Here is a 15,031-nt window from a genome sequence, read left to right on the forward strand (position 1 = left end):
AGTTGGATTCATTATCTGCTTTAGTTCACGATAAAAATAGCTTTCTGCAAAAATGATCTTCAATCTGCATATATGCAAATTATTCTGGAAGAATAGACAGAATATTTTCTAAATTACTTGCCTTGATCAATTTCTTAATAGCTAATACCTGCTCTGTATCTCCAGCAAAATAGCATTGATAAAAATGACCAATGATTTTATATAAGACTAAAGATGGCGTTTGACTTAATTGCCCAAGTAAATAAATAGGCTCTTTATTATCTTTTACAAATTTATTTTCAGCACAAGTATATAAATAATTCACACAAATAGTGGCAATTGTTGTTTGCATTTTTTCTGTCTGCTCAGACATTTTATCATTATAAGTAGTGAAAATTTTTTGAAAGAAAAAAGTAAAATCATCATGAGTAAAGATAGAAGAACCAAAATTTGCTAACAAATCTAAACTAAATTCATCTTGAAGCCAATTATCGCCTGCAAATAAACGCTGCAATATTATATTTTTATCTTTGACATCAAATTTACGTTTTCCTTCAAGTAAGGTAAAAATCAACTTAGCTTTGATTTTTAGAAGATCATGATGCGGCAGTTGTTGAATTTTTGTTACCAATTTTCTAACTTGGTTAAGATCTTGATTATAATAAGCAGTCTGTAATTGATCACCTAAACTGTTTTCATCGTCAGCTTGTGAGATCATATTTTGCTTAAAGAATTCAGCAAATGAAATTTTATTTTTCTGCAAAATTGCCATTAAGTCCTTAGCTGATATGTCATGCAAGCCACGCTCAATTTTAGAATAATGAGCTGGTGATAAAATTCCTGCTACAAATTGTTCTTGTGTCAGTCCCCGCGATTGACGTGCTTTTTTTAGTGCCGCATTAATTCCCATAGCTTTTATTTTGCCTAAAGTTTTTCTGTTAATTCAACATCTGGATATTTGTCATGGAAGAAACGTTCCGCAAATTCATTTTCAAATAAGAATAATGGATTACCATAACGGTCCTTAACTAATAAGTTACGAGTATTAGACATGCGTGGGTCAAGCTGTTCCGGATCAATCCAGCGCGCAACACGATGACCAATACTGTTCATTTCAACTTCAGAATTATATTCATTCTTCATTCTGAATTGGAACACTTCAAACTGCAATTGACCAACAGCACCAAGAATATACTCATCCGTTTGATAATTGCGGTAAAGCTGAATTGCACCTTCTTGGACTAGCTGGTTCATACCCTTATGGAATGATTTTTGCTTCATCACGTTCTTAGCAGTTACTCGCATAAATAATTCAGGTGTAAATTCTGGTAATGGTGGATAAACAATCTTGCGCTTACCAGCATAAATACTGTCACCAATTTGAAAATTACCAGTATCGTATAAGCCAACTATATCGCCAGCTACCGCATCAGAAACTTGTACTCGCTCGCTTGACATGAATTCAGTCGCATTATTTAAACGAATTGGCTTATCAGTTCTAGCTAAAGTTACATCCAAGCCTTTCTTGAATTCACCAGAACCGACTCTAACAAAGGCGATTCGGTCACGGTGATGAGGATTCATATTAGCCTGAATCTTGAAGACAAAGCCTGAAAATTCTGGATCTTCTGGACTTAGCTCCTCATCCCCATTAACTGTGTGACTCTCTGGTGCTGGAGCCAAATCAACAAAGCTGTTCAAGAATGTCTCAACCCCAAAATTGGTCAAAGCTGAGCCAAAGAAGACAGGAGTTTGATCACCCATAGCAATCTTCTCGCGGTCAAACTTGTTCCCAGCTTCTTTAATCAAATCAATTTCATCCAGAGTATCCTGGAATTGAGGATCTTGACTAAGTGGCTCACTATCAGGCAACTTACCATCTTGATCTAATGGTAAAAAGCGATCTTGATCATTTTTGCGGTAAAGCTCAACACGATTATTAGCGATGTCATATAGACCCTTTAAAGTTTGACCTGAACCAATTGGCCAGTCCATTGCTACACCCTCGATACCAAGCAAATCTTCCAATTCCGCAATTAAATCTAATGCTGGACGTCCATCACGATCAAGCTTGTTCATAAACGTGAAAATTGGAATACCACGTTGCTTAACAACCTTAAACAACTTCTTTGTCTGTGGCTCGATACCTTTAGCAGAGTCAATTACCATGACAGCTGAGTCAACGGCCATTAATGTACGGTAAGTATCTTCTGAGAAGTCCTGGTGTCCTGGCGTATCCAAAATATTGATACGTTTGCCTTGATATTCAAACTGCATAACCGAACTAGTAACAGAAATCCCACGCTTCTTTTCGATTTCCATCCAGTCACTAGTAGCAAAATTGCCAGTTTTACGTGCCTTAACCGTACCTGCTTTACGAATTACCCCACCAAACAAAAGCATTTGTTCAGTAATCGTTGTCTTACCTGCATCGGGGTGAGAAATAATTGCAAATGTTCTTCTCTTTTTTACTTTATCTGCTAACTCTTTGTCCATTAGTCCTCGCTATCTTCTTCCTTTTTTGATTCATCAATCGTTAATAATACCGTCAACAAGCGTGACCCCTTCATCCTTCTAGTGGTCAAAGTCATCCCATCACCAATATCAACTGTTAACTTTTCTTCCTTAGCTGGAATCACTTTTAAAGTATTGATCACATAGCCTGCTATCGTATCAACATCTTCCATTTGAAGATTAGTACCAAATTGCTCATTAAAATCATCTAATGGCATCTTACCGTAAATAATGTACTTATTTGGAGCTATTTGATTAAAAAGAATCTCAGTGTGATCAACTTCATCATCAATATCGCCCACAATCTCTTCAACCAAATCTTCAATTGTAGCTAAACCAGTTACACCGCCATATTCATCTGTCAAAATTGCTAATTGTCGTTGCGTTTGCTGCATTTCCATCAACAAATCGCCCAGCTCGGCAGTTTCTGGTGCAAACAGCGGCTCAGTCATGACATCTTTATAGTCAAGATTATCAAAACCCTTTTGTTTAGCCTTTCGTAAAACCGTTCTGATATGAATAATCCCTACAATCTTATCCTTATCACGTTGATAAACGGGAATTCTAGAATATGGCTCACGAAGGATTTCATCTAGATTGTCTTGAAAACTGACTTCTCGATCAACCATGAAAGCATCCGTTCTAGGTACCATTACTTCACGGGCTGTCTTACCCTGAAAGTCCAAAATACCTTCTAGCATTGAAAATTCTGTATCATCAATTTTATGACTTTCATGTAAAGTAACAATTTCTTTTTCTAAATGATCTTTAGTCCCCACTTTTTTATCGCCGGATAATCTATTTTTTAAGCGACCAAACAGAGTTCCCGCTCCAGGATCACTATTCATTTTCGTACTCTCTTTCTTAAAAAAGTTATCTAAATATAGCTATTATAGCATAGAGCCAATAACAATTATGTTAAAATAGCACATAAGACTAGGAGGTTCGTCATGAAAAAAAGTCATGTCTTACTCGTTTTTACATTTCTTTTGCTAATTCCCTATATCTGTAGCTTAGCTATTATTGGAATCGGCTATAATGCATTAGTTTTACATTCAGCTGAACTTTATCGCACATTAATCGGCTCATTAGTTGGCGCAATCATTATGTTTGCTGTCAAGGCTACTATTCAACGGCCTGTTGATTTATTAGCTGTTCAAACCAACGATGGCTTACTGAAGCAGCTTTTACGTTTCTTCAGTATCAGACGACGCTACTGGCTTTTAGCAGCTAATATTATCTTAGACTTTGTTCTTTGCTTTGCTGCTACCTACATAATACGTGCTCTTTTAACACTTGATCAAATCGTAGGTAGCTCCATCGGCTTTGTTTTGTTAATCATGTTTGTTTCAACTTGTCTTGGCGCTTATGTTGAATACGATAACCTGTCAATCGACCCTGAGCAGCATTAATTACTTGCTGGCCTTCAAGTACATTACTTGGGCCAGTTTTTTTGTATCCATGTCAAGATCCCAAGTAATATATGGCGTGTCACTGTCACCCAAATTTTCATGTACTTCAATTCCGCTAGCAACTACTTTTTTGGCAAAATTTGGCACGGTACTAGTCAACGGTAAGTTGAAAAAGACTAAAGTTTGATTCTCTTCTACTTCCTCCGCTACCTCTGCAGCTGGTAATTCAAACTTCATTAAACCCGTTGGCACTTCATCTTTTGCTACATCTGCTAAAACGCCATACCAATACATAAAGCTGTCCTCACCTGATACCACTAGGACAGAACGCTTATTTTCTAAATTATGATCAGCTAAAAATTTTTGAAAAGTTTCATCATTTTCCATTTGCTGATTAGCTTCCATAAAGCTCTTTTGAGCATTCATCAAACCAGCTGGAAATGGACGACCAATAAATAATCTTGATTCAATATTTTTCTTCATTTTTTCTCCTAATATTCTACTAATTCGTCTAAATCAATTATTTCACCGTTTAAAAAGGCATCAATCTCACCTGATGAAAAACCGTGACTAAACAAATATTTTTTTATTTTAAAATTGCGTTCAATTTCTGGAAGATTTCTAAAACGTTTGTAAGCCTTAATTCCTTGTTTCTTCAAAGCTTCTGTTTGTGCATTCCCATCTTCTTTAAGATCCATTGCATCAATAATAACGTTACTAATCCCGCTATCAAAGCCATGCGTTAATAATTTAGTACGCATCTTACGCTCTAATTCACGCTGTGAAATCTTGCCAACTTGATAGCTCATCGACTTAATCACGCGTTGGCCCACTTCGAGCCAATCTTCTTCATCAATTTCATCTAACTTATCCTGACTAATTTCAGGATCAACGCCTTTTTGCGTCAACTTTCGTAATAAACTTTTAGGGCCATCAGAGCCAACACGCAAATCATTTTTGATAAACAGCTTGGCATATTGACGATCATCAAGATAGCCTAATTCATTCAATTGACTAACAGCACTATTGGCTGCTTCATCAGAGATTTCGTGTTTTTTTAAATATTGTAGCACCTCAAAGATGGTCCGAGGCTCGTAACTCAAAAAATGAGCCGCTAAATCACTAGCCTTAGCATCAGCATCAAATTGCCTAATCTTTTCAACCTGCTCATCATTTAATTCTTTACCTTTAAGCAGCACAAATTCTGCCAACGTTTTCTCTCCGGCAGAAAAAGCATATTTTCCATCAATAAAAATATTATAGCGACCTGGCCGTTTTTGTGCACTTACTTTGGTTATGATCAACTTGTTTCACCTCGCATATTTTTCTACATCCATGCTAGCAAATTTTGCTAAAGCTTGCTAAGAACTTTTTCCAGGTAGTACAATTAATTGAACACAATTTAGTTTTTAGTAGAAAGAATTAACGATGAACAGAAAATTTACCCATAATAAACCAAAACATGAAAAAGACGTCATCATCACTATTAAACGTTTAGGAATTAATGGTGAAGGAATTGGTTACTACAAGAAAAAGATTATCTTCATTCCTGGTGCCTTGCCAGACGAAGTAGTAGTTGCCAAGATTGTTAAATCATATCCACACTACATCCAAGGCGAACTGGTTAGAATTAAAGAAAAAAGTCCAGATCGCGTAGACTTCCCTGAAGGTGTTGATCCCGAGATTGGTGGCTTAGAATTAGTACACTTGTCTTACGACAAACAACTTGAATTCAAGAAGAACAATATGCTTGAATCATTACGCAAGTACCATCCTCGTAATTACAATAAGTATAAAGTTAAAAATACTATCGCTGCTCCTGACCCATGGCATTATCGCAACAAGGCTCAATATCAAATTGAAAAAGATCATGGTCAACTTAAGCTTGGACTTTTTGCTCCAAATTCCCACCGCTTGATTGACTTACCAAAGATGCCAACTCAAAGTGAAGACACACAAAAAACGGAACGTAAAATCAAGGTTTTAATTGAAAAATTGCATGTTCCTGTTGCCAACTATCGTCGTCATTTACCTGGCATTAAGACCGTAGTTGTCCGTCAATCAGAAGCAACTAAGGAAATCCAGGTAACCTTGATTACGATCGGCCACAAGATTAAGAACTTAATTCCTCTTGCTAAAGAAATTATGAAACTTGATCATGTAGTTTCTGTCTATCAGAATGAAACCGAATGGCAGAATCCACAAGTTTGGGGAAATAAAACCGAAAAGCTTTTGGGCAAGAATCAAATCACCGAAGAAATCTTAGGTAAAAAATTCGCCTTATCACCACGTGCCTTCTTCCAATTGAACCCAGTTCAAACCATCAATCTTTACTCAGAAGCATTGAAATACTTAGACCTAACCCCCGATCAAACCTTGATTGATGCCTATAGTGGTGTTGGTACCTTAGGTATTTTGGCAGCTGACCGCGTTAAGCAAGTTGTTGGAATCGAAACCATTCCAGAGGCAGTCAAAGACGCACAACATAATGTCGAGCTTAACCACATCAAAAACGCTGATTATATTCAAGGCAGTGTTGAAAAGGTTTTGCCAGAATTACAAAATAGTGGTGTTGCAATCAATGCTTTAATCGTAGACCCACCAAGAACGGGCTTAGCTAAAAGCTTGATCAAAACCCTCTTGCGGGTTAAACCTGAAACTTTTGTCTACATCTCATGTAATCCCTCAACCTTAGCTCAAGACTTAGTTTTACTTAGCGAGGCATATGATGTTCGGGTCATCCAAAATGTAGACATGTTACCACAAACCCCACGCTGTGAGGCAATTGCTAAGTTAGTGCTCAGAAAAGATAGATAAATCCAACAACCTAGTCTTGGGCTAGGTTGTTTTTGTATATAAAAAAGCGGCTACTGGACAATCCTGTCCCTTAGTAGCCGCAATTTCAAGTGGATGAGGTAGCTCATCAATTGATAGTCACGATTTTTAGTTGTTTGGTATGTATTTAAACAATGGCATTATCGCAACCAATATTAACATTCACTTGTTCGGGTCTTTACATAAAATGTAACTTTTAATAAATTGGAGTTTTTGCGAACAGCCAATGATAATTAATCAAATAATTTTTAATTAAGCTATTTATGGCTGACACCTCTACGTATAGAGAATCTTTCAAGTTTCCAATAATAATACAATTCTGGAGATAAAAACTTACTTATATTTTTTTATAGTTGTTAACTTTTATTTCTACCTCTTCCACACTATTCATTATATCTAGTTGTGAAACCGTTTACAAGAACTGACCCACATATTTTTGCAAAAATCTTTCTACTTGTTGTCGATATTGCTTTGGATACATTGGATAAGACAAAGCATGCCCTGCAAGTGACGCAAGCCAAATTTGCTTTGGAGCAGCTGTTGCCGCATAATTTTGCCAGACCATTTTAGTTGGCACAAAGTGATCCTTGCCGCCATGAATAAATAAAAATGGTCGCGTATTTTTATTTAACTGAGCAACCGCAGAAGCATCTTTTAAATAAAAGCCATTTTTCACTCTATTAATTCCACTAACCAAATCAACTATTGGAAACCGTGGAAAAGCCTTCATATGAAATAAATTTTGAGCTTGATAGTTAATTTCACCTTTCACGGTTGAATAACCACAATCTTCAATAAAAGCTTTCACTTGTGGTGGCAAAAGCATACCGCTTACCATCATTGCCGTTGCACCACCCATGCTTTGACCCATAATTACAATTTTGGCATTTGCACCAGTTTGATCAATTACTTGATAGATCCAACGCAAAATATCATCTTTTTCAACCCAGCCATAGCCGATATACTTACCTTCGCTGCGCCCTTGGGCACGTGCGTCTGGAACGAGAACATTATAACCAAAATCATAAAACATTTTGGCAAAACCAGCCATACTATCTCCATCACTCATAAAGCCATGTAATAAAATTGCGGTTTTTTTGGCATGTTGATCAAGGTACTGGGCGAACAAAGTTATGCCGCTATCAGTTTTTAAAGTCCATTTTTTCTTAGAAAAATCTCTAAACCAAACCTTATCACGATAAAGTGGATCCTTGCCTGATAATTCTTTGGAGTCAGCTTTTTTATTAAACGGTGTCATCGCCATCTTGAAAAAGTACTCGCTTGCCGCAAACAAGCCAGCTCCAGCAATTAATGCGGAAGACAATAATAGTTTCTTTTTCATCTTTTAACACTTCCAAATTCAATTATTTCACTTTTCATTTTATAATTAAATTGCTGAAAATTTACAATCCTTATGACTTAATTATACTAAAAAATGCGCTTAACAGACTTACTTCAATTAATCGATGACCTGAACCTGAATACTAAATTTTATCTAAAGCATGATGACAAACTACTTAAGTGGGGAAAACTCACTATTGCCGAAGGAAAATGTCTGCTGCTACCCGGGCAAACAGCAATGACCAAACAAAAATTGATTAAATTAGTTGGCCGCATGCGTGGTCGCGGCATCCCCTTGTTAATGGTCATTGACCAAAAAGAATATTCCATTTTCGGCCTACAGATTCGCGAAGATACTGGACAAGCAATTTTAATGTAAAAAAAGAGCACAAATGTGCTCTTTTTCTTATTCTTTTACGCGGTATTGACGAATATGATCCTTAGTACCAGCAAAATACCAAGTACCTACTTCATCGTCGCTAGTTAATTCTAAGCCATCCTCAGGATCTAACAAAGCCGTATTGAAGACGTCTTCATATTGCTTAACTGTCAGCTTCTTCCGCCGATCAAGCATTGCTTGATCAGCTGTAGGATCAATTTGTTTTTCATATCCTTCAACCAACTTGCCACTATAAAACTCAGCCATTGCACCTGAACCATATGAAAACAGGCCAATTAATGAGCCAGCGGGTAATTCACCATTCTCTAGCAAACTAAGTAAACTCATATAAAGTGAAGCGGTGTAGATATTACCTACTCGGCTTGATAATTGTTTAGCAGCCGCAAAACTACGCTCCAACTTGATCATTGTTGCTTGATCTTGCCCCTCAATAGCAATATTGTTAGCCTTCATCCCCATCTTAGTAAATGGCAAATGGTAAGTAATCGCATCAAAGTCGCTTGTTTTCAATCCTTTTTGCTTCTTATAATCAGTAAAGGTCTTCTTGAAGAAATCCAAGTAAACTTGAGTCGAATACTTGCCGTCAACTAAAGCGGTGCGAGAATAATTTGGTCTCCAGAAGTCGTTAATATCTTCGCTGTAAGCTGAATGACCATTATTTAGGGCTAAAATGCTTGGGTCAGCTTTGATGAGCATTGCCACGCTACCGGCTCCTTGTGTTACCTCACCAGCAGTATTAACACCATAGCGAGCAATGTCACTACCGATGACAATTGCGGTTTGTTCAGGATGTACCCGAACAAAATCACGTGCCATCATTAAGGCTGCCGTTAAACCAAAGCAAGCTTCCTTTACTTCAAAAGTTCTTACTTCTGGCTTCAACTTTAAGGCTGTTTTTACAAATAAAGAAGCTGACTTTGATTGATCAATACTGCTTTCAGTCCCAAAAATTAATAGACCAACTTTATTCTTATCAATCTTGTCAATAAACTTTAAAGTCGCATTAATTCCCATTGAAACTGCATCTTGCGTAATATCCGCAACACTCATCTCTCTTTGACCAATGCCAACTAAAAACTTATTTGGATCTTGCTTTCTTGCGTTCGCCAAATCGACCATATCAACGTACTTGTCTGGCGTAAAAAGTCCAATTTGATCAATACCTACTTGCATTATTTTTCCTTTCTTATTTTTGCTAAAAGCTCCTTAGCATGACTTTCAGAATAATTTTTTTCACTAATCATCGCAGCTAGTAGCTGCTTGCGCTCATGTTCGTCATCGGTTAATTCAGTGACTACGTTTCTAGCCTGCAATTTCATATGCCCTGCTTGAATGCCGACAGTAGAAATTGCCAGCAAAGCTGCTAGGTTGTTGGCTAAAGCCACGCTAACAATAATCTCAGCTAGAGTTTTACTCGTGATTTTTTGTCCTAAAATAGCAAAACTTTGTTGGACGTCATGACGGGCCTTAATTGAGCCACCAACTACTCCAATCGCCATTGGCAAAGTCAATTCGCCAACTAAATAACTACCCTGCATCGTCCACTTTGATAAACTGCGATATTGGCCATCATGATTGGCTAAAACTGCAGTGGCTGCTTCAATTGCCCGATAATCATTGCCTGTGGCGATTAAGACGGCGTCGGCTCCATTCATGATTCCCTTATTGTTAGTTACCGCACGATAAGGATCGTCAATTCCAATTTTTCCTAATAGAGCAACACGTTGTGCAACTTGCATCCCACCAATCGTCTCAGGATCAATTTTTACCTTAACTGTGGTCAATTGACTAGGATAATTTGATAAAATCGCAAATAATTTTTCATCAACACCAGCATAATTTTCTAATTTAGCCGCTAAAAATTCCAAAATCGAGTTGGTTTTATTCGCGCCCATCGCCTCAGCTGGATCAACCAATACTTTTAAGTAAAGCAAATCCTCTTTCTGCACAGCAGTTATTTTTCTAGTACCACCACCATGACGGACTAAGCTGGAAAACTTTTGATTAGCTAATTCGACTAAGTGCGGAAATTCTTTTTCTAATTCAATTAATGAAAAAGAATTGTTGACCTTCAAAACGATTTGACCATAAATCCCTTGTCGGTCGCTGCTAGCTGTCACACCACCATTTCTAGCAAAGATACTAGCTCCATGATTGGCGGCAGCAACTACTGAGGGTTCTTCAACAGCCATTGGCACCCAATATTTTTGTCCATTGACTATTAAGTTTTGTACTACACCTAAAGGCAAACGCAACTGCCCTACAACATTTTCACTCAATTCATCTAGACGTCTCAGAACCGCATCATCGATTTGCCCTAATGCAATACCTTCATCCTGCAATAATTTACGTCTAGCTTCAGGCTCTAATTGATAAAATTTCATTCTGCATTCTCGATTTCATAAGCAATCGCCTGACCGCCACCGATACACAAAGTAACCAGGGCACGTCTGCCTTTTCTCTTCTTTAATCCACTAATTGCACTAGCAACTAAGCGTGTACCCGTTGCACCTAAAGGATGACCTAACGCGATTGCGCCACCCATAATATTCAATTTATCAGTTGGAATTTGTAAGTCGCGAGCTACCGCTACGCTTTGGGCCGCAAAAGCTTCATTTAATTCGATAATATCATAGTCATCAAAATTACGTCCCGTCTTCTTAAGCAGTTTTTTAACCGCATAATATGGAGTATAACCCATCAGTGCAGGATCAAAGCCAGCTTCCGCAAATTCACCTAACTTGGCAATTGGCGTTAAGCCTAACTCTTTCATTTTCTCCTTAGTTGCCAGAACTAACATACTTGCACCATCAGTCAAAGGAGACGAGTTTCCGGCAGTCACTTCACCATCCGCCTTAAAAACAGGCTTTAAGTTACTCAATGCCTCAAGCGTTGTATCCGGACGAATTGGTTCATCATGATCTAAACTTTGACCATCAATCTCCACATCCAGGATCTCATTATCAAAAAATCCGGATTTAACTGCTGCAGCTGCCTTTTTATGCGACTGCAATGCAAATTCATCCATATCCTGACGACTAACATGATATTTCTCTGCTACGTTTTCGGCAGTAATTCCCATATGCTTGCCAGAAAAAGCATCCATCAAACCATCGTTAAGCATAGTACTTACTAGGTGATCTGCTGGATCATTTTTGTTTTCTTTTTTAACAAAATAAGGCGCATTAGTCATGCTCTCACTACCGCCGACAGCTACTAGATCCAAATCGCCTAGTTCCATCTGTCCTTGAGCTAGACGTAAAGCTTTCAGACTTGAGCCGCAGACTTCATTAATTGTAACGGCTGCAGAAGCTTCACTCATCCCTGAATGTAAGGCAACTTGGCGAGCCATGTTCTCACCTAAGCCGGTATCCAAAACATTCCCCATAAACAGTGCTTGAACATCAGCTGGCTTAATATTGCCCGCCTTCATTGTTCCTTTCAAGGCCATTACACCCAAATCAATTGCAGAAGCATCCTTAAAAAATCCTCGGTACTTGCCAAAAGGTGTTCTTTTAGCTGCAACAATATAAATGTCCTTCATATATTTTCTCTCCATAATGTGTATTTTTTAACAAATATGATAATAGCAAAAAAATATTAAGAAAAACATAAAAAGACTACGCCGCAGCGTAGTCTCCCTAATAATTAAGCTTATTTTTTATTTTGCTTACCTTCGGCTTCAAACTTCTTGCTCAATTGCATGATATATGCCCGCAATTGTTCCTTAATTTCTGGGTGCTTCAAACCATATTCAATTGAAGTTTCAAGGTAGCCTTCTTTGTTACCAACATCATGACGTTCGCCTTTAAAGACATGAGCAAAGACACGTTGAGTCTTGTTCATTGTATCAATCGCATCAGTCAATTGAATTTCACCGCCACGACCTGGTTTTTGGTTAGCCAAAATATCAAAAATTTCAGGTGTTAATAAGTAACGACCAATAATGGCATAATCACTAGGTGCTTTATCAATATCAGGCTTTTCAACGAATGACTTAACATTGATCAGTCCTGGCATGATCTCATTTTCCGGTTCGATGACACCATACTTAGAAACTTCTTCATGTGGCACAGGCATAACTGCAATTGTAGAAGCATGCGTCTTGTTATAGCGATCGATCAATTGCTTGGTCAATGGCACCTTATCTTCCATTAAGTCGTCGCCCAACATAACTACAAATGGTTCATCCCCAACAAAACTGCGAGCACGGAAGATGGCGTCTCCTAAACCTGCTGGATGCGGTTGACGAGTGTAATACAAGTTAACGCCTAAATCAGTAATTCCTTCGGTTAGGCGAAGCAATTCTTTTTTACCCTTTTCTTCCAAATCTTGTTCTAGTTCTGGATTAGAATCAAAGTGATCTTCAATTGGGCGTTTGTTCTTGCCAATTACAATTAAAATATCTTCGATTCCTGACTTTTTAGCCTCTTCAACGATAAACTGAATTGTTGGTTTATCAACGATAGGTAACATTTCCTTAGGTAAAGCCTTAGTTGCAGGTAAAAATCTAGTACCCAAACCAGCTGATGGGATAACGGCTTTTCTTACTTTCATAAAAGCACACTTTCTATTTCAATTTTATAAGTTCATCATAACAAAATATGCATTTTTCAGCTACTTAGTTTTTCGTCTTTTCTTTTGAATATAACTGGCAATACGACCAGCAGAATATTCAACTTGTCCAACACGGTTTCGCACAATAGCAGCGTTAACACCAACGCCAAATAAAAATAATACTGCTGCAATATTCAACCAGAGCATAAAGATGATAAACGTACCAACAATGCCATAATTCTCCCAAGTAATCGGGAAATGGTGTAAATAGAAACTAAAAAGAAATGATAGGGCTAACCAGCCTACAACAGTTACAAAAACTCCTGGCCAAATTACTCTCTTTTTGAGTTTTATATTAGGCAAAACATAGTTCAAATACCATAATGCTAGCATCATAACCAATATTAATACTGGATAGCGATAACTAAAGATCTTGCTAATTTCATTAAGTGGTAGCTGAAAAATCGGTCCTAAAAAGTTGAGTACTTGTTGCCCAAAAACCAAGGCCAATGTAGCAATTGTAAATACTAGAATCATCAATCCTGTAAAAACAAAAGTAATAGTTCTAGTCCAAAGAAAATTAAGCATTGATAATTTTAATTCAACTTGATGAACCCCATAAAGTCTATTTTCTCCAAGACGAATTGCATTAACCATATTTGATAATGACCAAACTGCAAACACAATACCAAAAGAAATATAGCCTGTTGATGTAGTTTTCAATAAAGAATTTATAATTGGCATAATGAATTTTGACACTTGGTCTGGAAAAACCAAGTTCAAATATTCAGCAATAGGCGCAGTATCAATGTGAAACAACGGTAACACGTTACCAATGATAATAATAATCGGAAAAATAGAAAACAAAATGTAGTAGGCAATAATAATTGAACTAGCAAATATCTCTCCTTGAGATAAGGTGGTTCGTAATGTAGAAATAAATTGCCCAATTTTTAAACCAAAATGGTTTTTACCATTTTTCATCCATTATCCTAATCATCCATCTCATCAAAGTGAGGGATGTACTTTTCTAAGCCATCGTAAGGATGCTGCAGAGTCAAGATCTTAGGACCATCTTTTGTAATTGCAAAGGTGTGTTCAAATTGAGCAGCATTAGAACCATCTGGAGTTGCGTAGTAAACCCAATCATCGTTAGGATCGTCAACAGTACGTTGGTCGATGTGCCAGTCGCCACCAGCTTCTACCATAGGTTCACAAGTAATAGTCATGCCTTCACGCAAGCGAAGACCATGACCTGCCTTGCCCCAGTGAGGAACTTCTGGATCTTCATGAATTGATGGTTGAATACCGTGGCCAATTAATTCACGTACATCACCGTAATGATTTTCATCTTCAACATAATGTTGGATAGCAGCACCGATATCACCAATTCTGTTACCTAAAACAGCTTGGTCAATTCCGAGATACATTGCTTTTTTGGTTACTTCAATTAATTTCTTATCAGCTTCGGAAATTTCGCCAACTGGATAAGTAGTACATGAATCTGATTCATAACCGTTCAAGTTGCAAGTTACATCAACCTTAACGATATCGCCTTCCTTTAAGATGCGATCTTTTCTTGGAGTTTGGTGGGCAATTTCATCGTTAACCGAAATACAAGTACCATACTTATAACCTTCAAAACCTTGTTCTGAAAGGCGGCCGCCACGACTTGATACGAAGTCTTGACAAAACTCTTCAATTTCCCAGGTAGAAATGCCTGGCTTAATCACATCACGTAAGCCTTCAAACATAGTTGCAAGAAGATGTCCTGAAGCTTGCATGCCTTTAAGTTCACGAATTGATTTAATTGTAATCAAAATAATTTCTCCTTTATAAATTTTTATTTAGTTTCAGATATTTCTATTATACCGTTTTCCAAAATACTTTTAAAAGGTCGGGTTTTTGTAGGTAAGTGTCAATATTTTTGCGGTAGGTTGTGAACCATTAGTCTAACCTTAATTTCTTAAATATTTATCTGATTTATTTTCCT

15 protein-coding genes are annotated in these 15,031 nt (G+C 37.4%); 3 read left to right on the forward strand and 12 right to left on the reverse strand.

Annotation, left to right across the window (positions count from 1 at the left end; translation table 11 throughout):
* Positions 1-79: 79 nt before the first annotated feature.
* The 3 genes from CP366_RS00760 to CP366_RS00770 are packed head-to-tail and all read right to left on the reverse strand — an operon-like array spanning position 80 to position 3,341.
* Complete coding sequence (locus CP366_RS00760; protein ID WP_089147764.1) at positions 80-889, reverse strand: helix-turn-helix domain-containing protein; 810 nt, start codon at positions 887-889, stop codon at positions 80-82.
* 14 nt (positions 890-903) lie between these two features.
* Positions 904-2,475 (reverse strand): peptide chain release factor 3, encoded by a 1,572-nt coding sequence (locus CP366_RS00765; RefSeq protein ID WP_089147763.1) that lies wholly within the window; start codon positions 2,473-2,475, stop codon positions 904-906.
* Positions 2,475-3,341: a hemolysin family protein gene (locus tag CP366_RS00770; protein ID WP_005726242.1), complete on the reverse strand. Its 867-nt coding sequence runs from the start codon at positions 3,339-3,341 to the stop codon at positions 2,475-2,477. The genes CP366_RS00765 and CP366_RS00770 overlap by 1 nt, the downstream gene beginning before the upstream one ends.
* 102 nt (positions 3,342-3,443) lie before the next feature.
* Here CP366_RS00770 and CP366_RS00775 point away from each other — a divergent pair, with 102 nt between their 5' ends.
* Positions 3,444-3,905 (forward strand): hypothetical protein, encoded by a 462-nt coding sequence (locus tag CP366_RS00775; protein WP_005718600.1) that lies wholly within the window; start codon positions 3,444-3,446, stop codon positions 3,903-3,905.
* Here CP366_RS00775 and CP366_RS00780 read toward each other — a convergent pair whose 3' ends face one another.
* Positions 3,906-4,388, reverse strand: a complete 483-nt coding sequence (locus CP366_RS00780) for a hypothetical protein (protein WP_005722693.1) — start codon at positions 4,386-4,388, stop codon at positions 3,906-3,908. It lies immediately after the preceding gene.
* Positions 4,389-4,396: 8 nt separating this feature from the next.
* Positions 4,397-5,209 (reverse strand): recombination regulator RecX, encoded by an 813-nt coding sequence (recX, locus tag CP366_RS00785; protein WP_089147762.1) that lies wholly within the window; start codon positions 5,207-5,209, stop codon positions 4,397-4,399.
* Positions 5,210-5,333: 124 nt separating this feature from the next.
* Here recX and rlmD point away from each other — a divergent pair, with 124 nt between their 5' ends.
* Entirely contained in the window at positions 5,334-6,722 is a 1,389-nt protein-coding gene (gene rlmD, locus CP366_RS00790; RefSeq protein WP_089147761.1) for a 23S rRNA (uracil(1939)-C(5))-methyltransferase RlmD, read from the forward strand.
* Between the two features lie 430 nt (positions 6,723-7,152).
* Here the strand turns inward: rlmD and CP366_RS00795 are convergent, their stop codons facing one another.
* A complete protein-coding gene (locus CP366_RS00795) occupies positions 7,153-8,082 on the reverse strand; it encodes an alpha/beta hydrolase (protein ID WP_180707125.1) in 930 nt (309 codons plus the stop codon).
* A 93-nt stretch (positions 8,083-8,175) separates the two neighbouring features.
* Here CP366_RS00795 and CP366_RS00800 point away from each other — a divergent pair, with 93 nt between their 5' ends.
* A complete protein-coding gene (locus CP366_RS00800) occupies positions 8,176-8,460 on the forward strand; it encodes a hypothetical protein (protein ID WP_005722686.1) in 285 nt (94 codons plus the stop codon).
* Positions 8,461-8,487: 27 nt separating this feature from the next.
* On the opposite strand, the gene CP366_RS00805 is transcribed toward CP366_RS00800, so the two are convergent.
* From CP366_RS00805 to map, 6 genes are all read right to left on the reverse strand, one after another.
* Positions 8,488-9,654, reverse strand: coding sequence for a hydroxymethylglutaryl-CoA synthase (locus tag CP366_RS00805; protein ID WP_005724257.1), 1,167 nt, complete (start codon positions 9,652-9,654; stop codon positions 8,488-8,490).
* Positions 9,654-10,865 carry a hydroxymethylglutaryl-CoA reductase gene (locus CP366_RS00810; RefSeq protein ID WP_089143538.1) on the reverse strand — a complete coding sequence of 404 codons (1,212 nt, stop codon included), beginning with the start codon at positions 10,863-10,865 and terminating at the stop codon, positions 9,654-9,656. The genes CP366_RS00805 and CP366_RS00810 overlap by 1 nt, the downstream gene beginning before the upstream one ends.
* A complete protein-coding gene (locus CP366_RS00815) occupies positions 10,862-12,025 on the reverse strand; it encodes a thiolase family protein (protein ID WP_005724262.1) in 1,164 nt (387 codons plus the stop codon). The genes CP366_RS00810 and CP366_RS00815 overlap by 4 nt, the downstream gene beginning before the upstream one ends.
* A gap of 110 nt (positions 12,026-12,135) precedes the next feature.
* Complete coding sequence (gene galU, locus CP366_RS00820) at positions 12,136-13,038, reverse strand: UTP--glucose-1-phosphate uridylyltransferase GalU (protein ID WP_005718590.1); 903 nt, start codon at positions 13,036-13,038, stop codon at positions 12,136-12,138.
* A gap of 60 nt (positions 13,039-13,098) precedes the next feature.
* The gene (locus tag CP366_RS00825; protein WP_005725308.1) at positions 13,099-14,022 is read right to left on the reverse strand and encodes a YihY/virulence factor BrkB family protein; all 924 of its coding nucleotides are present in this window, start codon (positions 14,020-14,022) and stop codon (positions 13,099-13,101) included.
* An 8-nt stretch (positions 14,023-14,030) separates the two neighbouring features.
* On the reverse strand, positions 14,031-14,858 hold the full coding sequence (gene map / locus CP366_RS00830) for a type I methionyl aminopeptidase (protein ID WP_005721525.1): 828 nt from the start codon (positions 14,856-14,858) through the stop codon (positions 14,031-14,033).
* Positions 14,859-15,031: the final 173 nt, after the last annotated feature.

The sequence above is a fragment of the Lactobacillus sp. UMNPBX15 genome, assembly GCF_002553785.1.
GTDB classification, from domain to species: Bacteria; Bacillota; Bacilli; order Lactobacillales; family Lactobacillaceae; genus Lactobacillus; species Lactobacillus crispatus.

Coding starts and splice junctions, on each gene's coding strand:
- CP366_RS00760 (WP_089147764.1), bottom strand. CDS start 889: ATGGGAATTAATGCGGCACTAAAAAAAGCACGTCAATCGCGGGGACTG.
- CP366_RS00765 (WP_089147763.1), bottom strand. CDS start 2,475: ATGGACAAAGAGTTAGCAGATAAAGTAAAAAAGAGAAGAACATTTGCA.
- CP366_RS00770 (WP_005726242.1), bottom strand. CDS start 3,341: ATGAATAGTGATCCTGGAGCGGGAACTCTGTTTGGTCGCTTAAAAAAT.
- CP366_RS00775 (WP_005718600.1), top strand. CDS start 3,444: ATGAAAAAAAGTCATGTCTTACTCGTTTTTACATTTCTTTTGCTAATT.
- CP366_RS00780 (WP_005722693.1), bottom strand. CDS start 4,388: ATGAAGAAAAATATTGAATCAAGATTATTTATTGGTCGTCCATTTCCA.
- rlmD (WP_089147761.1), top strand. CDS start 5,334: ATGAACAGAAAATTTACCCATAATAAACCAAAACATGAAAAAGACGTC.
- CP366_RS00795 (WP_180707125.1), bottom strand. CDS start 8,082: ATGAAAAAGAAACTATTATTGTCTTCCGCATTAATTGCTGGAGCTGGC.
- CP366_RS00800 (WP_005722686.1), top strand. CDS start 8,176: ATGCGCTTAACAGACTTACTTCAATTAATCGATGACCTGAACCTGAAT.
- CP366_RS00805 (WP_005724257.1), bottom strand. CDS start 9,654: ATGCAAGTAGGTATTGATCAAATTGGACTTTTTACGCCAGACAAGTAC.
- CP366_RS00810 (WP_089143538.1), bottom strand. CDS start 10,865: ATGAAATTTTATCAATTAGAGCCTGAAGCTAGACGTAAATTATTGCAG.
- CP366_RS00815 (WP_005724262.1), bottom strand. CDS start 12,025: ATGAAGGACATTTATATTGTTGCAGCTAAAAGAACACCTTTTGGCAAG.
- galU (WP_005718590.1), bottom strand. CDS start 13,038: ATGAAAGTAAGAAAAGCCGTTATCCCATCAGCTGGTTTGGGTACTAGA.
- CP366_RS00825 (WP_005725308.1), bottom strand. CDS start 14,022: ATGAAAAATGGTAAAAACCATTTTGGTTTAAAAATTGGGCAATTTATT.